This is a genomic window from Fictibacillus sp. Mic-4, from assembly GCF_049843615.1.
In the GTDB taxonomy this organism is placed as follows: domain Bacteria; phylum Bacillota; class Bacilli; order Bacillales; family Fictibacillaceae; genus Fictibacillus_A; species Fictibacillus_A gelatini.
In genome coordinates this window covers 1-20,483 of the sequence record NZ_JBBHZM010000034.1, presented here as the reverse complement: position 1 = coordinate 20,483, position 20,483 = coordinate 1, and the positions used below count along the sequence as shown (strand labels likewise).

The following is a 20,483-nucleotide window of genomic DNA, read 5'->3' as shown; positions in this document are numbered from 1 at the left end:
TGTTAAGTGGGCTTGTCATCCAAGTTCACGAATGGGTACCACCTAACCGACCGCCTCCTCTTTTTTATATTCTTCTTGAGCCTTTTCCAAGAAGAATAAGAGCGATATAGCAGGGAAAACGTGAATTTTTCAAGTGTGATCTATAAAAAAATCAATCGCTGGAATATCTTTCTTGGAGTTCGTCCAGCTTTTTCAGAATGAGTTCCATTTCGACTTCCATTTTGTTGATCCAATCAAGAAGTTCTTCCATCTTCATCACTCCCATTATCTTTATTATAATGGGAACATATGTTCTTGTAAAGTGTAATATTATGGCACCTTCAACTATTTATAATCAAAGGTGCCGATCAATTATTTTTTTAATAAATCTAAATCAAATTTCGGAACGAGTCCTTCATTGGCTGCCCGGCTAAGCAAAGTGGTGATCGCTTCATATCCGGCTTCGCCTAAGTCTGCTGTGAAATCATTGACATAAAGGTTAATGTGCGCCTTTGCGACTTCAGGATCCATTTCCTGAGCGTGATCAAGAACGTAGCTTTGAGACGCTTCTGGATGTTTCCATGCGTATTCGACCGATGCACGGATCCACCCGGAAATTTTCCCGACGTCAAGTCCCCTGCGCGCAATGATCGCTCCAAGCGGAATCGGTAAACCGGTATCTTCTTCCCACCAGTTTCCTAAATCAGCCATAAGATGGAGCCCGTACTCCGGGTAGGTGAAACGCGCTTCATGGATAACGAGCCCTGCATCGATTTTGCCGTCCTGAACGGCCGGCATGATTTCATGAAACGGCATAATGACAATTTCCCCAATGCCGCCGGGAACGTTTTGTGCTGCCCATAATCTGAACAAGAGGTAGGCGGTTGAACGTTCACTTGGAACGGCAACCCGCTTGCCGGACAGGGCTTCCGGACTGGTTTCATCGTCTTTTGTCAAAACGAGCGGGCCGCATCCTCTTCCGAGCGCTCCGCCGCATGGGAGCAATGCATAATCGGATAATACCCATGGTAGAGCCGCATATGAAATCTTCAATATTTCCGGCCCGTTCGGATCCGTGGCAAGGTTATTAGTGATATCGATGTCTGCATAGGTGACATCAAACTCTGGTGCACCGGGAACGAGCCCATGCACTAATGCATGAAAAACAAATGTGTCATTTGGACAAGGTGAGAAGGCAATTCTCATTTTAAAACCTCCAATAATACGTTACTCGCTTTTTCTAACATATTTAAAGCTTCTTTAATCCGCCATGCGTCCTTGTTGCGCGGGCCAACTTGATTTGAAATGGCCCGGATTTCAAGAATCGGTAGATTATAATGCCGGGCTGCAATCGCTACGCCGTATCCTTCCATTGCTTCAGCTGCTGCCCCGGGAACCCGTGCCGCTAATTCTTGTGCAGTTTTATCGCTTCCAGTAACCGTCGAAACAGTTAATATCGGCCCGGTGGTAACCGGAAGCCCGGCTTCCTTAAGCGCCTTCGCTGCCTCTTCTGCGAGCTTCAAGTCAACAGGAGCACGTGAGGAGCCGAAACCGAGTTCATCGAGGCTCAAGAAACCTTCAGCGGATTCTGCACCGAGATCGGCTGCAACGATGTCGTTTGCAATAACAAGCGAGCCAATTTCAGCCTGGCAAGCAAAGCCGCCAGCGATTCCAGCGTTCACAACGAGATCATATTTAGCGGTCGCAAGTGCAGCCGCTGTGTTTGCTGCAGCCGCAGCTTGCCCGACTCCTGCCAATTTTACATCAAAACGCCTTTCGCCATGAAGGCCACGCAAAACAGCATCCCTTTCTGCGTCGACCGAGGTCATGACAAGTACTCTTGAATCTTTATATGTGTTTACGGATGAATCCGCAGTTGAATAAAAAGTCACTGTAAAATCCCCTTTAATTCAGTTCGAAAACTATATCTTAAGGGTATCTCGATCTTTTCGTTGTGTAAAGCGGATTGCCTTACATCTGTTTTTGTTTTGTATCAAAAAAGAAAGCAAAATGAAATAAATCGTAATAAAAACTTTGTTAGAATACTAGAATAGAGATTGTAGTTTCATTTTATTGAAATAGAGGAATAAATATAAAAAATGATTTTTTTCGGGGGATAAAAAATGACCATAGAGAAACAATTGGTTGAAAAGACGTTTTATGAAACGTTTATGACAGAAGATGAAAATGTGCATCCCGTTCAAGTGCTCGGAGAACTTTATGTGAAAGAGCAACGGGAAAACTTGTCTGATTTATCGCCTATCCGTTTTGCCCAGGGAGAGGTATATTTCCATCATCAAGATTTTGAGGCGGCCATTTATAAATGGGAAAATGTAACGAATGAACTCGTGCCATGGGCCCAAAAGAATATGGCCGATGCTTATTTTGAGATCGGTTTTTTATCGACTGCTGAAGGAATTTACAATTCAATTACGGCAGAAGATATGACCCTTAATACGGAAATCGCCTTGCAACTCATTTCACTATACATAGAACAAGCCAACTTCAAACAGGCGAAAGAAGTGATTAAGAACGTTGTTTCGTACAACCCGGATTATCCTAATGTTACTGAAATCGCCCGGGCTTTCTTTGAGGAGCATAAGGATTGGAGCGCGGCGATTGAGCTTGCAGTTAATGAAGCGTTAAGAACAGAGAAGATCGAATGGTTTGATATTTTAAGATCCTATATTGACAAAGGGTTGACAATAACATATGAACCGGATTATTTTAACCAAATTTTAACCGCCATTTATTCTATTGATCAAGCGCGTTTTGAACAAATGGTCTCATCGCTATGGAATAGCTATAAGGATCAAGAATCATATTTAATGTGGATTCAAGAGTTTAATAACCTTTTCTTAAAATTTGAAATAAATCAAGAATCATGGCACGAGCTGGCCTTGTTATACGAAGAAACATATGTCGATTTGATAAATGGGAAGTATTTCATTAAAGAATTATCGGAAATTATCCCTAATTTGTTAACGAATTGGCTAAGAATCGTCGACGTTTCAAAAGCATTATTCGCTTCAGCTGCCGTATTGGCGTGGAACGAAATTTTTCCTTCTACAATAAATGAATCAACTGTAACGGATGCCGGACAGCTTTTATTGAATTCAAAACATGACCCGAATGGACTCGATAATAGTTTACACCTGTTTCAACAGATAAAAGAGTGGGCGACCAGTCATAACCTGGAAGTAGGTCAGCGGCTTGATTGGATGGTTAATGAACTTTTAGATCAACACGTTCATTATTTATTAGTTACCGGAACGAGCGGGAATGGAAGGTCATCTTTTATAAATTCGCTACTTCAAGAAAAGGCACTTGAAATTCCGCATTCAACCGCCGTCATTTTAAAAAACGGTGAACATGAAGAAATTAGCGAAATAACAGATGAATACATTCAACCCATTTCAAACGTCACCGATACTGAAGGTGAACAGGGAAAAGCTCTTATTGAATGTAAGCTGCCAGGCCGGTTTTTAGGCGAAAATGAGCTGGCCATTATAACGACTCCGAGCTTTAACGGCATTCGTAATCGGAGAAATGAAGCCTTCAACTACTTGCATTTTGCAGACGGCTTGCTGTTTGTTTTAAATGCAGCGTCGCCTTTTACGAACAGGGAACGTGATATTTTAGTAGAAATACAGGATAAAGCGCCGAATCTTCCTATTCATTTTGTGCTCAATCAAATGGATGTGTTTGATAGTGAGGAGGAAGCGGCTGAGACGGTAAATCATACAATTTCAAAAATAAAAGAGACATTTCCGAATGCAAACGTGCTTCCATATTCCGCACAATATGAAGGCAGAAGGCAGCTTGACGATTTGACGGAATTTCTTACAGAGAACTTCAAGGGCCGAAAGCTGGAAGAGGTACGCAGCGGAAAAGTCGTAACCTTCATTCGCCAGGTGTTAACGTATTTAACCGAAAAGCGAAAGGAAATGGAAAATAGCTTAAGAGAATCGATCCAATGGAATGAAGAAATGGTGACTAAATTGAACGGCGCGATTCATCAACTTAGTGACCTTGAGAAAGATAAAATTCTCGACATAAACAACCGCTTCCTTACAATTAAAGAGGAAATGAAAAAAGAAATGCTTGAGTCCATTCCGAAACTTCTGCAGAGCACCTCAAGCTTGATTAAGGAAAACAGTGATTTCCGAAAAATTCATCTTGAATTAAATGAAGAAATGAATAATCGGGTTCAGGACTATTTACAAAACACGTTATTGCCTAAGGTTTATCGAGACATGCAGCAATGGATCAACGATGCAAAAGCGGATTTCGATGAATGCAAGTCTTATTTAGACGAAATGAGCGAAGGGTTTAATAAGTTGTATGGGGAAAAACGAATGGAGCTTGCCTGCGATTTTCAAGTGCTCGACGACTGGCGGCGCGATACTGACCGTATGACGAGCGGCGTTCCAATGGATAAAATCAACATCTTTTTGCGGTTTTCGCCGTCCCGGTTTTTGCTGAAAAGCGCAGGAAAACTATTGGGCGGGCTTTCGCAAAATAAAACGATGCTCTACAACAAATACAAAAAGTTTATTGAACAAGAAAATTATAAGGACACAGCCGAATCGGTCACAAAAACCTTCCTATTGCAATTTGAACTGTTTGAAAAAGCATTAGAACGAGATGTTTCGATGTTTTTTAAAAATCCATTTGCTGTCTTAACCCGGACAGTTGAAGAAACGCATTTAGAAATCCAGAAAAGCCAGGACACATTGGATCAAATGGAAGCGAATAAAGAATTGTTTACCGATCCAATGACACTATTCGAATTAAAGCTACGCCAAAATGAATGGATGATGGGTGTAATCAAAGAAGTTCAATATGTTTAAATCCGTACCAATGCCTATTGCCGCATAAAAAAATGAGCGGTAATAGGCATAAAAATTGTCTTGTGAATTGTCTTCAAGGACGGATGGAAGTAGAATAATAGTGATCGGTTATCTTTTCTTTATAAAGGATAAACTGGAGAATGGATCATTCGAACTAAAGGAGGATTATGCAATGACAAATCAAAATGAATCAAATGCCTTGCCGCCAAAAACATGCACGATTGACCGGCTGGTTACGGTTCCAGAAGATATTCAAAAAGTTCTTGCCGGAGAAAAAACGGCGACTCGCCGCAACGGACGATATGCGGACATCGGAGAAATTATGACGTTAGAAGGCAAGCAATTTGTTGTTGAGAACGTCTATTCACAAACTCTCGGTGAATTAACGGATGAACACGCCCGTCAGGAAGGATATAGAAACGTGGAAGAATATAAAGAAGCCATCTTATCGTTTCATCCAGGAATGCCATGGCTGCCGCATATGAGAGTATGGGTCCATGAGTTTCGGCCAGTCGAAAGCTAATTGGTTGCTACCGTAGATGTTTTACCGTTTTATTCTTTATTTACATATTTTCAGTGTCATCTTATCGATTGGTCCTTTCTTCGTATTGCTTCCTTTCGTAAAAAAACTGCGAACGGCTGAGCAACCAGTCCTGAATGAACATTTGGGACTGTTCCGTTTTGTCGTCAGGCTGGCAAAGCATTCCGGCCACGTCCTTGTTGTCACAGGAATATTGCTCGTATGGATGGGACCGTGGACGTGGAAAACGTCATGGATTGACATGACATTGCTCGTGATGATAAGCTCCCTGTTCTTTTTAGCCAGAGCGTTTTCACCATCCATTCGAAAATTCAGCGAACCTGGCCATAACAGAGAGACTCTCGTTCAAAGGCTAAGCCGTTCGATCTGGACGTACATTATCCTTTTGCTTATCATGCTCTGGTTTATGGTGACAAAGCCGATGTTTTGGTAGGAAAGTAAAAATTCGCAAGAAGTCTTGCCTTTGGGCAAGGCTTTTTCTTTTGGCTGAAGAAAGGCTATACTTAATTGTAAAAATAAAATTTCATGATATAATTTTCATTCAAGAAGCTTAAAGTTATCGGAGCGGATGGAATGGCCAATCAGTCGAATCACATACATGACGTTATTGAAATTTGCCTGCTTGCCGGGAAAATAATGCTTGAAAGCGGGGCGGAAACGTATCGGGTGGAAGATACGATGATGCGCATCGCTGCTTCATACGGAATTCATCATTCCCACAGCTATGTCACGCCTACCGGAATTATCTTCTCCATCGACGGGATCGAACCAACAAAATTAATCCGGATTTCGGAACGGACGACGGATTTGCAAAAAGTTACAATCGTCAACAGCATTTCAAGAAAGATCAGCAGCGGGGCTTTAACATTAAAAGAAGCATATAAAGAGCTAAAACAAGCGGAAAAGGCAAATCACGCGTATCCGATATGGCTGCAAATTGCGGCCGCGTCGATTGCCAGCGGTTGTTTTTTAATCATGTTCCACGGAAGATGGGATGATTTTATTCCTGCCCTTATTTCCGGCGGTGCGGGCTTTTTATGTCTCGTCTATTTTCACCGTTTGATCCAGATCAAGTTTTTTGCCGAATTTTTGTCCTCTCTCCTCATCGGATTATTGTCGCTTTCGTTTGTTAAAAGCGGAATTGGCCATGAGCTCGATAAAATCATTATCGGTTCAGTCATGCCTTTAGTTCCCGGACTTTTAATAACGAATGCAGTCAGAGACTTAATGGCCGGTCACCTCGTATCAGGATTGTCGAAAGGCGCCGAAGCCTTTTTAACGGCATTTGCCATTGGAACAGGAATCGCCATTATGTTTTCATTATTTTAACGGAGTGGATGACAATGACGATGATCGAACAATTAGTGACAAGTTTTATCGCCTCCGGGGCCTTTGGTATCCTGTTCAACGTGCCAAGACAAACGTTGTTAAAATGTGGGATTGTCGGCATGCTCGGTTGGATTATTTATTTTCTACTAGATATAGAAGAAGTCGATCAAGTGTTGGCTACGTCGATCGCCGCCTTTTTTGTCGCGGTAATTAGCCATTTTTTTGCAAAAAGGTACAAAACGCCAATCATTATTTATAGTGTGGCGGGTATCATCCCGTTAGTCCCCGGCGGACTCGCCTATGATGCAATGAGGAATTTTGTTGAAAATGATTATAATATCGCGATTCAATTGGCGGCAAAAGCCTTCATGATATCCGGGGCCATCGCTTTTGGCCTTGTATTTTCAGAAGTCATCAACCAGATGATCCGAAAAATGAAATTTAAATAACATTAAGAACTTCCACTAATTGCACTAATTTCCTTTGCCAATCTATGATACAATCAGTAATAGCATAAGTAGAAGGAGAAATTCAATGATTACAGTGACGAACGTAGGGCTTCGCTATGGTGAGCGAAAGCTTTTTGAAGAAGTGAATATTAAGTTTACTCCTGGAAACTGTTATGGGTTAATCGGTGCCAATGGCGCGGGTAAATCGACCTTTTTAAAAATACTTTCAGGCGAGATTGAACCGCAAACGGGCGATGTTCATATTACTCCGGGGGAGCGTCTTGCCGTTTTAAAGCAAAACCATTTCGAATATGAAGAATATGAAGTGCTTCAGACGGTCATTATGGGCCATGCGCGTTTGTATGAAGTCATGCAGGAAAAAAATGCGATTTACATGAAGCCTGATTTCACGGATGAAGATGGAATGCGAGCCGCAGAATTAGAGGGTGAATTTGCCGAGCTAAACGGCTGGGAGGCAGAATCTGAAGCGGCGATCCTTTTAAAAGGGCTAGGAATCGGGGAAGAGCTCCATAATAAAAAAATGGCCGAATTAACAGGCGCGGAAAAAGTGAAAGTTCTTTTAGCACAGGCGCTGTTCGGAAAGCCCGATATCCTCCTATTGGATGAGCCGACGAACCACCTGGACCTTCAGGCGATTCAGTGGCTTGAGGAATTCCTTATTAACTTTGAAAATACCGTTATTGTCGTATCCCACGACCGCCATTTCTTGAACAAAGTTTGTACGCACATGGCGGATCTCGATTTTGGCAAAATCCAATTGTATGTCGGCAACTACGACTTCTGGTATGAATCAAGCCAGCTCGCGTTAAAAATGGCACAGGAAGCGAACAAGAAAAAAGAAGAAAAAATTAAAGAGTTGCAAAGCTTTATCGCCCGCTTTAGCGCGAATGCTTCCAAATCCAAACAGGCGACGTCAAGGAAGAAGCTGCTCGAGAAGATTACGCTCGATGACATTAAACCTTCAACTCGCCGTTATCCATACGTGAATTTCGCGATTGAACGGGAGATTGGAAACGATCTATTACGCGTCGAAGGGCTTACGAAGACGATTGACGGAGTAAAAGTGCTCGACAATGTCAGCTTTATGATGAACAAAGGCGATAAAATTGCATTTGTCGGCAAAGATGAAATTGCGATTACGACATTGTTTAAAATTCTTATGGGAGAAATGGATGCGGACAGCGGGTCGTATAAATGGGGCGTCACAACGTCTCAGGCTTATTTCCCGAAAGACAACTCGAAATACTTCGAGAATGGCGAATTGAACCTGGTCGATTGGCTAAGACAATATTCGCCAAATGATCAAACGGAAAGTTTCTTACGCGGATTCCTTGGAAGAATGCTGTTCTCCGGAGAAGAAGTATTGAAAAAATGCACCGTTTTATCTGGCGGGGAAAAAGTTCGCTGCATGTTGTCGAAAATGATGCTGAGCGGGGCCAATGTGTTGCTCCTGGATGATCCGACGAACCATCTGGATCTCGAGTCGATCACGGCGCTTAACAATGGATTGATTAACTATAAAGGATCGCTTCTCTTCACATCTCATGACCATCAATTCGTCCAAACGATTGCGAACCGCATTATCGAAATCACGCCAAACGGCTTAATCGACAAACAGATGACCTATGACGAGTATTTAGAAAATGAAGAGCTGAAAAAACAACGAGAAGCGATGTATCAATAAGAAGCTTGGGCGCGGGGATTTCCCGCGCTCAAGTTTTTTATTGCGTTAAACGTACAATTAGCAAATGTTCCGCCAAACTTTTTCTGAAAAATCCACATTTTTGTCTTCACACAGTGAAAACCTGGCATTTCTTAATTCTTTCTTGATTGCAGAAAAAAATTCTTATTTCATTTCCTCCATCATTATGTATAATAGACTAAGATTTATAGTAAACTTTGAGTTTTGCATCAATAAACTTTATTGTCTTGAAGTTTACTATTAGTAAACAGGATGGAAGGGTACACGATGCAAATTGGGAAAAAAATAAAAAATTTGCGCTTGAAAAAAGGGTTGACTCAGGAAGAACTTGGAGAGCGCACAGATTTAAGCAAAGGGTACATTTCGCAGTTGGAGCGAGATTTAAGCTCGCCATCAATGGAGACGTTTTTTGACATTTTAGAAGTGCTTGGCTGCACCCCGAAACAGTTTTTTGATGAAGAAGAACGGGAACAAAAAGTCGTTTACAAGGAAGAGGATCAAACCGGATTCATTGATGAAGAACGGGGTTACCGCATTCAATGGCTCGTACCGGAGTCGAACGAAAAAGAAATGGAACCTGTTCGCTTGACGCTACAGGCAAAAGGGGAGTTCAAACAGTTTGAGCCGTCTCTTTCTGAAACGTTTGCCTTTGTATTAAGCGGCCGTATTGCCGTCAGATTGGGCAAACGGACCTATTTTGCGAAAGCAGGTGAATCGATCTACTTTCATGCATCAGATGAACACCAGATCATCAATGACGATGATGGCCCGTCAGAGTTGCTTCTTGTTGCCACAGATTCTTATTTATAAATCTAACCGATAGGAGTGTTACAATGGCAGATCGCACGATTATTCGCTTTGAACATGTCACGAAACAATATGATGACGACCCCGCTGTACTTAATGATGTCAGTTTTGAAATCGAGCGCGGGAAATTTTATACGCTGCTTGGTCCTTCAGGTTGCGGGAAAACAACGATTCTGCGGCTAATTGCAGGATTTATCGAGCCGTCAAAAGGAAAGATATACTTTAACGGAAAAGTGATTAATAACCTTCCAGCTAATAAGCGCCAGGTCAATACGGTCTTTCAAGACTATGCACTATTTCCGCATTTGAATGTATTTGAAAATGTCGCCTTTGGACTAAAGATTAAAAAAATGAAAAAGTCCGACATTGAGGAAAAAGTAAAGGAAGCTCTTCGTTTTGTCAATCTCGCTGGCTATGAAGCACGGGAAATCAGGGAGATGTCTGGTGGGCAGAGGCAGCGGGTTGCGATTGCACGGGCGATCGTCAACGAGCCAGAAGTCATTTTACTTGATGAACCGCTCTCAGCCCTTGATTTGAAACTACGAACCGAAATGCAATATGAATTAAGAGAACTCCAGCGCCGGCTCGGAATTACCTTTATTTTCGTCACCCACGACCAGGAAGAAGCGCTCGCCATGTCTGATGAAATCTTTGTTTTAAATGAAGGGAAAATCCAACAAAGCGGGACGCCGACGGATATTTATGATGAACCGATCAACCGGTTCGTTGCCGATTTTATAGGAGAATCAAATATCGTACCGGGGAAAATGATCCGGGACTTTCTCATTGAATTTAATGGGAAGCAATTCGAATGTGTGGACGGCGGTTTTCATCCTGATGAATCCGTTGAAGCCGTCATCAGACCGGAAGATTTGCAAATTACGACACCTGAACAAGGGAAACTTCAAGTTCGCGTCGATTCCCAGCTGTTCCGCGGAGTCCATTATGAGATTTGTTGTTTTGATGAAGACGGCAATGAATGGCTCGTCCATTCAACGAAAAAAGCGGTAGTTGGCGATAACATTGGCCTGACGTTTGATCCTGAGGCGATCCACGTCATGCGTTTTGGAGAAACGGAAGAAGAATTTGATAAACGCCTGGAAGCGTACGAAGAGGCCGGCCATGCAAAGTAGAACGAGAAATATCTATTTAATTCCTTATGTGTTATGGATTGTCCTTTTCGTCATTGCGCCGATTGTTCTTGTCGTCTATTATTCTTTTTTCGATATTGAAGGGCATTTTACGCTTTTAAATTATAAAAAGTTTTTTACACCGGTCTATTTACGCATGACGCTCAGCTCATTCTGGTATGCTTTCTTAATTACAGTATTCTGCCTTTTGCTTGCATATCCAACTGCGCTTCTCTTAACGAAAACGAAACATAAGCAACTGTGGCTGCTTCTCATTATTTTGCCGACATGGGTCAATTTGCTTTTAAAAGCGTATGCCTTTCTCGGCATCTTTGGTGCGTTCGGCCCGGCAAATGCGCTTCTGGAAACGCTCGGAATCGGGCAAAAACAGCTGTTATTCACCGACTTTAGCTTTGTCTTTACATCGGTTTATATTTTCATTCCTTTTATGATTTTGCCCATTTTCAACTCGCTGGAAGAGCTAAGCCCGTCTTTTGTTGATGCGGCACGCGACCTCGGAGCTTCGCCGTGGACGACATTTCGGCGTGTCATTTTTCCATTGACGCTTGATGGGGTAAAGTCGGGGTGCCAGGCCGTCTTTATTCCGGCATTGTCTTTATTCATGCTGGCCCGATTAATTGCCGGAAACCGCGTCATTACACTCGGTACGGCAATTGAAGAGCATTTTCTCGTTACCCAGGACTGGGGAATGGGCTCGACCATCGCTGTCTTTTTAATCATTGCGATGGCCATCATCATGATTTTAACAGGAAGTCGGAGGTGAGGATGTCACATGAGAGCAAAACGAAAACTGGCAAACGTTTATTTAATTGTCATCTTTGTTATTCTTTACGCTCCGATTTTTTATTTGATGTACTATTCGTTCAATAGCGGCGGTTCAATGCACGATTTTAAAGGGTTTACGCTTGAATGGTATAAAGAAGTGTTTCACGACACGCGCCTGTTTATTATCGTTTTAAATACGCTTGTCATTGCGCTACTATCAGCCGCCATTTCGACCATTCTCGGTGTCATCGGCGCACTTGCGATTCAAATGTTGAGGAAACGGCAAGTGAAAAATTCGCTTTTAACGCTCAATAACGTATTGATTGTAAGTCCTGATGTTATTATTGGCGCATCCTTTTTAATTCTTTTTACGATTATGGGCATTAAGCTCGGGTTTATTTCCGTGCTGCTTTCACACATTGCTTTTAGCGTTCCGATCGTCGTCATTATGGTACTGCCAAAGCTACAGGAGATGAGCCCGACATTGGTTGATGCAGCCCGTGATTTAGGGGCGAACCGATGGCAAGTTCTATCAAAAGTTGTGCTCCCATTTATTACTCCGGGCATTTTTGCAGGGTTCTTTATGGCGCTGACCTACTCGCTGGACGACTTTGCGGTCACGTTTTTCGTAACGGGAAATGGTTTTTCCACCTTATCCGTTGAAATTTACTCCAGAGCCCGGCAAGGAATATCATTGTCGATTAACGCGCTGTCGACTCTAATTTTTTTATTTACGATTATGCTTGTCGTTGGCTATTATTTTGTGAATAAGAAAACCGGCAAGTCAAACGGAATGGGGGTAAGAGGCCGATGAAACAGCTAGTGCGTGTTTTCGCTACGATATTCATTGTCGCATTTGGCTTAATGTTTTTAGCCGCCCGTTTGAACATGACGGAAGGGTATTCGGGGAACAATACATTAACCATCTATAACTGGGGCGATTATATTGATCCGGATTTAATCAAGCAATTTGAAAAAGAGACAGGGATTAAAGTCATTTACCAAACGTTCGATTCTAATGAAGCAATGATGACAAAAATTTCCCAGGGCGGAACAACATTTGATGTTGCTGTGCCTTCTGAATATATGATCAGCAAAATGAAAGAAGAGCATCTGCTTATTCCGATCGATCATTCAAAGCTTCCGAATTTGAAATACATTGATCCTCGTTTTATGGATTTGTCATTTGATCCGAACAATAAATATTCGATCCCGTATTTTTGGGGGACGGTTGGGATCGCCTACAATTCTTCCATGCTTGGAGGAAAAAAGATTACAAACTGGAATGACTTATGGGACAAAGATTTACGCAATCAAATTTTGCTTGTTGACGGTGCCCGCGAGGTTATGGGAATGGGACTGAATAGCCTTCACTATTCGCTTAATGATACGAACGAAGCCCATCTTCAAGAAGCGAAAAAGAAGCTGGCTTCGCTCACTCCGAATGTAAAAGCGATTATAGGAGATGAAATTAAAATTCTGCTTGCAAATAGAGAAGCTGCAGTAGGCGTGGTTTGGTCCGGCGAAGCGGCGGAAATGATCAGTGAAAATAAAGAGCTGAATTATGTTATACCAAAAGAAGGCTCAAATTTATGGTTTGACAACATGGTCATTCCGAAAACGGCAAAAAATATAGATGGGGCCCATCAATTTATCAATTTCATGCTTGATCCGAAACATGCTGCGCAAAATGCCGAATATATTGGCTATTCCACGCCAAACAAAAAGGCGCTCGACTATTTGCCGAAAAACATTGCAAATGACAAGCGGTTTTATCCTGATCCAGAAACGACGAAAAAGCTGGAAGTGTATGAAAATCTCGGAAAGAGCATGCTTGCCCATTACAATGAGCTTTTCCTGGAATTTAAGATGCACCGGAAATAATAGGTTTAGCGGAAAGGACAGGAACAATGAAGAATCATCATCCCGCCCCTTTGCCAGAAAAATTTTTTCAACAACCGACAATAGAGCTTGCAATGGCCTTGCTTGGCTGTTTACTAATCAAAGAAACAGAGGAAGGAATTGCTTCGGGATTTATCGTTGAGACAGAAGCCTATATTGGACCTGGAGATCGGGCGGCCCACAGTTTCGGGAACAGGAGAACGAAACGGACAGAAGTTATGTTTCATGAGGCCGGGCACGTTTATACGTATACGATGCACACTCATTGCCTCGTGAATGTCGTTAGCGGCGGAATCGATGAACCTGAAGCAGTGTTGATTCGTGCGCTCGAACCTTATTGCGGGGTGGATCTTATGTATAAACGAAGAGGGGCGAAGAATGAAAGGGAATTGAGTAACGGTCCCGGAAAATTAACAAAGGCATTGGGGATTGGTATGGAAGACTATGGACGGATGTTCACGAATCCTCCTTTATATTTAGCTGAAGGGTACAGGCCGGCAGAGATCTCACGAGGGCCAAGAATAGGAATAGAGAACTCGGGAGAAGCAAAGGACTACCCGTGGCGTTTTTGGATAACAGGGAACCGGTTTGTTTCAAAAAATAAGCAGGGAATAAAAATAAGATGAGCGCTAAGGCTCATCTTATTTTGTTGCTTCTTTTAATTCTTTCCCTGGCTTAAAGGCAGGAGCTTTAGATGCAGGGATATCGATTTCTTCTCCGGTTTGAGGGTTGCGTCCTTTACGGGCGGAACGCTCACGAACTTCAAATGTCCCAAATCCGATCAATTGTACTTTCTCGCCATTTTTTAATGCCTCAGTGATCGATTCGAATAATGAATCAACAACTTGAGCGGCATCTTTTTTACTTAATCCGCTTTTTTCAGCAACACTTGCTACTAATTCTGTTTTATTCATTGAATAAATACCTCCTTTTTAAACACGCCCTAAAAGAGGGGGCTAAAGTCCTCCTTTTTGAACAGGCACTATAAGTATAGCCAAAAAAAATCAGAAATACAAAACATTCATTCGTACGGAGTAGAATTTTACCGATAAATTATGGAAATGGTTAATTTCTCTAGAATTCTATTTTTTAAATTGTTATAATCGAATGAAAAAATAAAATAAGTCGAAAATCAAGAAAGGGATGCTTACCGTTGAATCAATTGATCGAATTAATTAGAGCAAAGGAGAATAAAGAAAAGTTGCCTGCCCATGCATTGGGTTTTGGGAAATACTTTACTGACCACATGTTTGTCATGGACTATAATGAGGATAAAGGTTGGCACCATCCGAGAATAACGCCTTATGAACCGTTAGTTCTCGATCCATCTGCAATGGTTTTTCATTACGGGCAGGCGATTTTTGAAGGATTGAAAGCTTACAGAACACCTCAAGGAAAGGCATTGCTGTTCAGGCCACGAAAAAACATCGAAAGATTGAATTTATCATGTGAAAGAATGGGGATTCCTACTGTCGATGTAGAATTAGTGTTAGAAGCAATTCAACAACTGCTTGAATTAGAAAAAGAATGGATCCCTACGGAAGAGGGAACATCTCTTTATATTCGCCCTTTCATTATTGCGACAGAGCCATATTTAGGGGTAAGGCCTGCAGGGCAGTATAAATTCATGGTCATTTTATCACCGGTAGGGCCCTATTATTCCGATCAATTAAATCCTGTCAAAATATTTGTTGAGGACTTCTATGTACGTGCTGTCCCTGGCGGTGTAGGCTATGTAAAAACAGCGGGAAATTATGCCGCGAGTTTAAAAGCGCAAACGAAAGCGGAAGAACTTGGCTACGACCAGGTACTATGGCTGGATGCCATTGAGAAAAAATATGTTGAAGAAGTCGGAAGCATGAATATTTTCTTTAAAGTGAATGGCGAAGTGGTGACACCTCAATTAAACGGCAGCATTCTTGGCGGTGTAACGAGAGACTCGGTGATCCATCTGTTAAAGCATTGGGGAGTTAAAGTTCGGGAAGAGCGGATTCCTATCGACGAGATTATCAAGGCTCACCAAAATGGCGAATTGGAAGAAGTATTTGGCACCGGAACCGCTGCTGTCATTTCACCTGTAGGGGAGCTTAACTACAAAGGTGAAAAGATCATTGTTAATGGCTACGAAACCGGCGAGCTTTCGAAACAAATCTATCAATCCATCACCAACATCCAATTAGGAAAAGAAGAAGATGTCTTTAATTGGACGGTAGAAATATAGAGGCAAAAATCCCGTTTGTAAACGGGATTTTTCGTTTGGGATTTCATGGAATATGTGCTATGATCGAAATGGAATTAAATCGAATGCAGATAAAAATTTAGTAGAAACATAGAAATTTTTCAGGCTCTATTAAAAAATGATTGAAAGGGTTGGAAAAATGTTTGGGAAGATAGCGGCTGATGCACTCGGGTTAAGTGATGTAGGAAGTGTCATTAAACCTCAAGATTACAACAAAACGGATGTCGATGATTACGTAATGCATGAAGATAATGAGAAAATCTTTTTTGTCATCAAGTCAAAGTCGGATGAGTATTGTTTTACGAACAAGGCTCTCATTCATCTGGATGGAACAAGTGCGGTTAGCAAAAAGCGTGTTTTGCGGCGCTTCGATTATTACAAAAATAAAATCTCCCATGTAACGCTTGAAACCGCCGGAACGGTAGATATAGACGTTGAAATAAAGTTCAAAATCGGCGATGAACAATTTTATTCAATTGATGTGCATAAAAAGCATCTTGAAGAATTGAAAGATTTATATAAAGCGCTCCTTAAAATTGCCGAAATTTCAAGCGACAATGCAGTCATTTTAGACTATGCACAGCAGAGTCTTGAACTTGCTTCAAAAACATTAAACCGCATGGGTCCGGCCGAAGGCAATATCGTAGACCAGTTTACTGAGCTGAACCAGAGAGCTTTCGATTGGCTTGTATCTGCCAAAAAGCAATACAATGTGAAAGATTTTGGCTTTGTGTTTGAACGCTATATTAATAATTAACCAAAAAGGACGAAATCTGTTGATATCAGATTTCGTCCTTTAAACTTTATAAGAACAGAACTGATATGTTAATTAAACGTTTGTTTGATTTATTGAATCAAAATGAGAAGGACAAATAATTTAAAAAGCGGGACAAAAACCGCTATAGTTAGAAATGAAAAGGATTACAATTGCAAAACAGCATCAGCAAAGAACCGTGGTTTGGAGGATCAGGCATGTCTAACGTGTTTTCGCTTTTAAAGCCTTACCGAATTTCAATCGTAATCGCCATATTTTTTATGTTCGTTGAGCTCGTCGTCGACCTGCTTCAGCCATTATTCATGTCAAAAATTATTGATAATGGCATTCTTCATAAAGATCTTCCAGTTGTGATGACATGGGGAGGAATCATGCTGGCGATTTCCTTCTTTGCCTTTATAGGTGGGATTATCAATTCCTTTTACGCTTCCCATGTAAGCCAGAGCTTCGGTTATGATATAAGGAAAAGGCTATTTATAAAGATCCAATCTTTTTCATTTGCCAACTTCAATCAATATCCAACCTCTTCACTTATTACGAGAATGACAAATGATATTACGCAAATCCAGAGTACTGTATTTATGAGTTTGCGCATTATGCTTCGTGCCCCTTTAATGGTTATTGGCGGGACGGTCATGGCGCTCATCGTCAATTTCAAGCTGGCTATTTTTTTAGCCATCATTATCCCTCTCCTTATCGCATTTTTAATCTGGGCGATGAATAGAGGCACAAGACAGTTTCAATCGGTCCAAAAAAGGCTCGATTCGGTTAATGGCGTGATAAGGGAGAATTTAGCGGGCATCAGGCTTATTAAAGCGATTTTGCGAAAAGATTTTGAAGTCAGCAGGTTCAAAAAGGCAAATGAAGATTTGAAAAATCAAACAGTCTCCGTGCTAAGGCTTATGGAAACGACGATGCCGGTTTTGCTTTTAGTCATGAATTTAGGCATTATGGGCATTCTCTGGTTCGGAAATGTACAAGTCCATAGCGGGGAAACAAAAGTCGGGGAAGTGGTCGCAATTATTAATTATGCAACAAGAATCACTACTGCCTTTTCTCCGCTCTCTTTTATCATTCGTGCTTTTTCCCGTGCAAAAGCATCAGCGGGACGCATTTCGGATGTGCTTGAAACGGACATCGATCTCTTTGATCAAGATGACGCTACCTCAATAAAAAAAGTCGAAGGAAACGTGGAGTTCGCAAATGTTTCATTTCGCTATCCAGGAACGGATGAACCTGTTCTTCAAAACTTGTCGTTTACAGCTGACGCCGGTCAGACGGTGGCTATTATGGGTGCGACAGGATCAGGAAAATCATCGTTGTTTCAATTAATCCCCCGACTCTATGATGTTAATGAAGGGGCTGTCTTTATCGATGGACGGGACATTCGAACGGTAAAATTGGATAGTCTCAGAAAACAAATCGGTTATGTACCTCAGGAAGCGCTGCTTTTTACAGGTACGATTAGAGAGAACATCGCCTGGGGAAAAGAAGGTGCAGCAATGGAAGAAATAATCAAGGCGGCAAAAAATGCACAAATTCATGAAACGATTTGTAAATTGCCTGATCAATATGAAACGATCATCGGCCAAAAAGGAGTCAATCTTTCCGGCGGCCAGAAGCAACGGATTTCAATTGCAAGAGCGCTCGTTAGGAATCCGAAAATTCTTCTTCTCGATGATAGCACAAGCGCGCTCGATTTAAAAACGGAAGCGAGACTTCTTGCATGTTTGAAAAACTATACGTGTACGACGTTCATTATTACGCAAAAAATTAGTACGGCAATGGAAGCGGACAACATTTTGCTTCTTGAAGATGGAAGGCTGCTAACGAAAGGAACGCATGAGGAGCTATTAAAGCATTCTTCTCTTTACAAGCAAATCTTCCAATCTCAATTTGGGAAAGGAGATGCCCGGTATGCTTAAAGAGTGGGGTCAACCTTTCCGATATAGAAAAGTCAACCATCAAGAAAAAAACGAAGACGGTACTTTCAAGAGAAAGAAACCAAAAGCGAAGATTGGTACAGTAAAGAGAATATGGAGATATCTTTCATATAATAAAGGGTTGCTGGCGGCTGTTTTGCTTTTAGTCGCTCTCAGTTCCGGTTTAGGATTATATGGCCCTTTTTTAATTGGAAAAGGAATTGATAAATTTATCGTTACAGGAAGTTATAAAGGGCTTTGGATTCTTTTGCTTGAATTGGCCGGAGTTTATATCCTTTATTCCGCTTCGCTCTGGCTGCAAAACATTTGGATGATCGGCATTGCGCAAAAAACGGTTTTTCAAATGCGAAACGAGCTTTTCCGGCATCTGCATCAATTACCGATCTCGTTTTTTGATAAGCGTCAGCATGGAGAATTAATGAGCAGGGTGACGAACGATATCGAAAATGTAAGCTCCACACTAAACGATTCGGTGATTCAAGTGTTCTCCAGCTTGATAACGTTGATCGGTACGGTTGCGGTCATGCTTGCTTTAAGCCCGCTTCTTACAGTTGTTACATTAGTCATCGTACCGTTAATGTTCTTTGGAATGAAATGGATTACGAACCGGACGGGTCTGTTGTTTAAGGAGCAACAGCGAAACCTTGGCGAACTCAATGGCTACATTGAAGAGATTGTTTCCGGCCAGCGGATTGTCAAAACGTTTTCCCAGGAACAAAAAGTCATCAATGAATTTATGGAGAAAAGTGGAAGATTAAAAGAATCCGCCTTCTGGGCCCAGTCATATTCCGGCTTTATTCCAAAATTGATGAACGTATTAAATAATTTAAGCTTCGCCATTATTGCAGGCATCGGGGGGATTTTAGCCTTAAAAGGAACGATTTCAATCGGGGTGATCGTTATTTTTGTTGAATATTCAAGACAATTTACACGTCCGCTCAACGACCTTTCCAATCAATTCAATACGCTGCTTTCCGCTATTGCTGGAGCGGATCGAGTGTTTGAAATATTGGATGAAGACGAAGAAATGAGAGATGAAAAAGATTCCGTCTGTCTAGCGGAAGTAAAAGGCGAAGTAGAATTTCGAAACGTTTCTTTTTCCTATGAAAAAAAGGGAGATACGGTACGGGGCATCAATTTTACAGTCAAGCCTGGTGAGACGGTCGCATTAGTCGGTCCAACGGGAGCAGGGAAAACGACGATCATTAATCTATTATCCCGCTTTTATACGGTTGATAGCGGGGCGATTTTTATTGATGGCCATGATCTATCGACGGTCAAAAGGGAAAGCCTTCGCCAGCATATGGGTTTTGTTTTACAAGACTCATTTCTATTTCAAGGGACTGTGCGGGAAAATATCCGTTACGGAAGGCTTGACGCAACCGATCAGGAAGTTGAAGAGGCAGCGATGCTGGCAAATGCCCACTCCTTTATCCAGAAGCTCCCCGACCAATATGATACCATTCTCGGGCAAGACGGCGGGGGAATTAGCCAGGGGCAAAAGCAGCTCCTTTCAATTGCAAGAGCGATTCTTGCTGATCCTGCGATCTTAATTTTGGATGAAGCAACGAGCAGCATCGATACGATCACGGAATTAAAAATACAAGAAGCGCTCGGCCGGCTCATGAAAGGCAGAACAAGCTTTGTCATCGCCCACCGGCTAAATACGATTCAAAAAGCTGATCAAATCCTTGTTCTTCAAGATGGTAAAATTACTGAAAAAGGATCACACCCTGAGCTTCTTAAACAAAAAGGGTTTTACTATGGACTCTATTATAGTCAATTTCATAAAGACATTAGCTAAGTATAGTTCAAGGTATAAAGGCTTGAAGAATTATATCCTTGGGACAAATGACAAACCTCGCCGGAACCATGGGGAATGGCCAATAATTAGGTCTCAAGGACAAAAATGAGTGCTGGGGGCGGAATTCTGTCCGATAGAACGGTTCTCAAGGACAAAAATAAGGGGTGGAGGCGGAATTCTGTCCGATAGAACGAGCCTCAAGGACAAAAATGAGTGCTGGAGA

Annotated in this window: 19 protein-coding genes; 16 read left to right on the top strand and 3 right to left on the bottom strand. The window is 41.8% G+C overall.

The window, feature by feature from the left end:
- Window positions 1–351: 351 nt before the first annotated feature.
- Both WD019_RS17505 and WD019_RS17500 read right to left on the bottom strand, forming a co-directional pair.
- A complete protein-coding gene (locus tag WD019_RS17505; protein ID WP_026679015.1) occupies window positions 352–1,185 on the bottom strand; it encodes a 1,4-dihydroxy-6-naphthoate synthase in 834 nt (277 codons plus the stop codon).
- On the bottom strand, window positions 1,182–1,871 hold the full coding sequence (locus tag WD019_RS17500; protein ID WP_425712310.1) for a futalosine hydrolase: 690 nt from the start codon (window positions 1,869–1,871) through the stop codon (window positions 1,182–1,184). The genes WD019_RS17505 and WD019_RS17500 overlap by 4 nt, the downstream gene beginning before the upstream one ends.
- Before the next feature lie 231 nt (window positions 1,872–2,102).
- Between WD019_RS17500 and WD019_RS17495 the strand changes: the two genes are divergently transcribed.
- The 12 genes from WD019_RS17495 to WD019_RS17440 all read left to right on the top strand — a co-directional run bounded on the left by WD019_RS17495 (window position 2,103) and on the right by WD019_RS17440 (window position 14,125).
- Window positions 2,103–4,832 (top strand): GTP-binding protein, encoded by a 2,730-nt coding sequence (locus WD019_RS17495; RefSeq protein WP_425712309.1) that lies wholly within the window; start codon window positions 2,103–2,105, stop codon window positions 4,830–4,832.
- 172 nt (window positions 4,833–5,004) lie between these two features.
- Complete coding sequence (locus WD019_RS17490; protein WP_026679018.1) at window positions 5,005–5,355, top strand: ASCH domain-containing protein; 351 nt, start codon at window positions 5,005–5,007, stop codon at window positions 5,353–5,355.
- Between the two features lie 16 nt (window positions 5,356–5,371).
- Window positions 5,372–5,806, top strand: a complete 435-nt coding sequence (locus WD019_RS17485; RefSeq protein ID WP_425712308.1) for a hypothetical protein — start codon at window positions 5,372–5,374, stop codon at window positions 5,804–5,806.
- Window positions 5,807–5,946: 140 nt separating this feature from the next.
- A complete protein-coding gene (locus WD019_RS17480; protein ID WP_425712307.1) occupies window positions 5,947–6,702 on the top strand; it encodes a threonine/serine exporter family protein in 756 nt (251 codons plus the stop codon).
- Between the two features lie 14 nt (window positions 6,703–6,716).
- Complete coding sequence (locus WD019_RS17475; protein WP_026679024.1) at window positions 6,717–7,151, top strand: threonine/serine exporter family protein; 435 nt, start codon at window positions 6,717–6,719, stop codon at window positions 7,149–7,151.
- A gap of 85 nt (window positions 7,152–7,236) precedes the next feature.
- The gene (locus WD019_RS17470; RefSeq protein ID WP_026679025.1) at window positions 7,237–8,856 is read left to right on the top strand and encodes an ABC-F family ATP-binding cassette domain-containing protein; all 1,620 of its coding nucleotides are present in this window, start codon (window positions 7,237–7,239) and stop codon (window positions 8,854–8,856) included.
- Window positions 8,857–9,141: 285 nt separating this feature from the next.
- The gene (locus WD019_RS17465) at window positions 9,142–9,684 is read left to right on the top strand and encodes a helix-turn-helix domain-containing protein (RefSeq protein WP_026679026.1); all 543 of its coding nucleotides are present in this window, start codon (window positions 9,142–9,144) and stop codon (window positions 9,682–9,684) included.
- A gap of 23 nt (window positions 9,685–9,707) precedes the next feature.
- The gene (locus tag WD019_RS17460) at window positions 9,708–10,814 is read left to right on the top strand and encodes an ABC transporter ATP-binding protein (RefSeq protein ID WP_026679027.1); all 1,107 of its coding nucleotides are present in this window, start codon (window positions 9,708–9,710) and stop codon (window positions 10,812–10,814) included.
- Window positions 10,804–11,595 carry an ABC transporter permease gene (locus tag WD019_RS17455; RefSeq protein ID WP_026679028.1) on the top strand — a complete coding sequence of 264 codons (792 nt, stop codon included), beginning with the start codon at window positions 10,804–10,806 and terminating at the stop codon, window positions 11,593–11,595. The genes WD019_RS17460 and WD019_RS17455 overlap by 11 nt, the downstream gene beginning before the upstream one ends.
- Before the next feature lie 9 nt (window positions 11,596–11,604).
- Entirely contained in the window at window positions 11,605–12,411 is an 807-nt protein-coding gene (locus WD019_RS17450) for an ABC transporter permease (RefSeq protein WP_026679029.1), read from the top strand.
- Window positions 12,408–13,481, top strand: a complete 1,074-nt coding sequence (locus WD019_RS17445) for an ABC transporter substrate-binding protein (protein WP_026679030.1) — start codon at window positions 12,408–12,410, stop codon at window positions 13,479–13,481. Before WD019_RS17450 ends, WD019_RS17445 begins: the two co-directional genes overlap by 4 nt.
- Window positions 13,482–13,507: 26 nt before the next feature.
- The gene (locus WD019_RS17440; RefSeq protein WP_425712306.1) at window positions 13,508–14,125 is read left to right on the top strand and encodes a DNA-3-methyladenine glycosylase; all 618 of its coding nucleotides are present in this window, start codon (window positions 13,508–13,510) and stop codon (window positions 14,123–14,125) included.
- Between the two features lie 15 nt (window positions 14,126–14,140).
- Here the strand turns inward: WD019_RS17440 and WD019_RS17435 are convergent, their stop codons facing one another.
- The gene (locus WD019_RS17435; RefSeq protein WP_026679032.1) at window positions 14,141–14,413 is read right to left on the bottom strand and encodes an HU family DNA-binding protein; all 273 of its coding nucleotides are present in this window, start codon (window positions 14,411–14,413) and stop codon (window positions 14,141–14,143) included.
- A 239-nt stretch (window positions 14,414–14,652) separates the two neighbouring features.
- Between WD019_RS17435 and WD019_RS17430 the strand changes: the two genes are divergently transcribed.
- From WD019_RS17430 to WD019_RS17415, 4 genes are all read left to right on the top strand, one after another.
- Complete coding sequence (locus WD019_RS17430; protein WP_026679033.1) at window positions 14,653–15,720, top strand: branched-chain amino acid aminotransferase; 1,068 nt, start codon at window positions 14,653–14,655, stop codon at window positions 15,718–15,720.
- Window positions 15,721–15,877: 157 nt separating this feature from the next.
- Complete coding sequence (locus WD019_RS17425; RefSeq protein ID WP_026679034.1) at window positions 15,878–16,495, top strand: PH domain-containing protein; 618 nt, start codon at window positions 15,878–15,880, stop codon at window positions 16,493–16,495.
- A 215-nt stretch (window positions 16,496–16,710) separates the two neighbouring features.
- On the top strand, window positions 16,711–18,438 hold the full coding sequence (locus WD019_RS17420) for an ABC transporter ATP-binding protein (protein WP_425712305.1): 1,728 nt from the start codon (window positions 16,711–16,713) through the stop codon (window positions 18,436–18,438).
- Window positions 18,431–20,260, top strand: coding sequence for an ABC transporter ATP-binding protein (locus tag WD019_RS17415; RefSeq protein ID WP_026679036.1), 1,830 nt, complete (start codon window positions 18,431–18,433; stop codon window positions 20,258–20,260). The genes WD019_RS17420 and WD019_RS17415 overlap by 8 nt, the downstream gene beginning before the upstream one ends.
- The last annotated feature ends 223 nt before the right edge of the window (window positions 20,261–20,483 follow it).

Coding starts and splice junctions, on each gene's coding strand:
- WD019_RS17505 (WP_026679015.1), bottom strand. CDS start 1,185: ATGAGAATTGCCTTCTCACCTTGTCCAAATGACACATTTGTTTTTCAT.
- WD019_RS17495 (WP_425712309.1), top strand. CDS start 2,103: ATGACCATAGAGAAACAATTGGTTGAAAAGACGTTTTATGAAACGTTT.
- WD019_RS17490 (WP_026679018.1), top strand. CDS start 5,005: ATGACAAATCAAAATGAATCAAATGCCTTGCCGCCAAAAACATGCACG.
- WD019_RS17485 (WP_425712308.1), top strand. CDS start 5,372: ATGTTTTACCGTTTTATTCTTTATTTACATATTTTCAGTGTCATCTTA.
- WD019_RS17480 (WP_425712307.1), top strand. CDS start 5,947: ATGGCCAATCAGTCGAATCACATACATGACGTTATTGAAATTTGCCTG.
- WD019_RS17475 (WP_026679024.1), top strand. CDS start 6,717: ATGACGATGATCGAACAATTAGTGACAAGTTTTATCGCCTCCGGGGCC.
- WD019_RS17470 (WP_026679025.1), top strand. CDS start 7,237: ATGATTACAGTGACGAACGTAGGGCTTCGCTATGGTGAGCGAAAGCTT.
- WD019_RS17465 (WP_026679026.1), top strand. CDS start 9,142: ATGCAAATTGGGAAAAAAATAAAAAATTTGCGCTTGAAAAAAGGGTTG.
- WD019_RS17460 (WP_026679027.1), top strand. CDS start 9,708: ATGGCAGATCGCACGATTATTCGCTTTGAACATGTCACGAAACAATAT.
- WD019_RS17455 (WP_026679028.1), top strand. CDS start 10,804: ATGCAAAGTAGAACGAGAAATATCTATTTAATTCCTTATGTGTTATGG.
- WD019_RS17450 (WP_026679029.1), top strand. CDS start 11,605: ATGAGAGCAAAACGAAAACTGGCAAACGTTTATTTAATTGTCATCTTT.
- WD019_RS17445 (WP_026679030.1), top strand. CDS start 12,408: ATGAAACAGCTAGTGCGTGTTTTCGCTACGATATTCATTGTCGCATTT.
- WD019_RS17440 (WP_425712306.1), top strand. CDS start 13,508: ATGAAGAATCATCATCCCGCCCCTTTGCCAGAAAAATTTTTTCAACAA.
- WD019_RS17435 (WP_026679032.1), bottom strand. CDS start 14,413: ATGAATAAAACAGAATTAGTAGCAAGTGTTGCTGAAAAAAGCGGATTA.
- WD019_RS17425 (WP_026679034.1), top strand. CDS start 15,878: ATGTTTGGGAAGATAGCGGCTGATGCACTCGGGTTAAGTGATGTAGGA.
- WD019_RS17420 (WP_425712305.1), top strand. CDS start 16,711: ATGTCTAACGTGTTTTCGCTTTTAAAGCCTTACCGAATTTCAATCGTA.
- WD019_RS17415 (WP_026679036.1), top strand. CDS start 18,431: ATGCTTAAAGAGTGGGGTCAACCTTTCCGATATAGAAAAGTCAACCAT.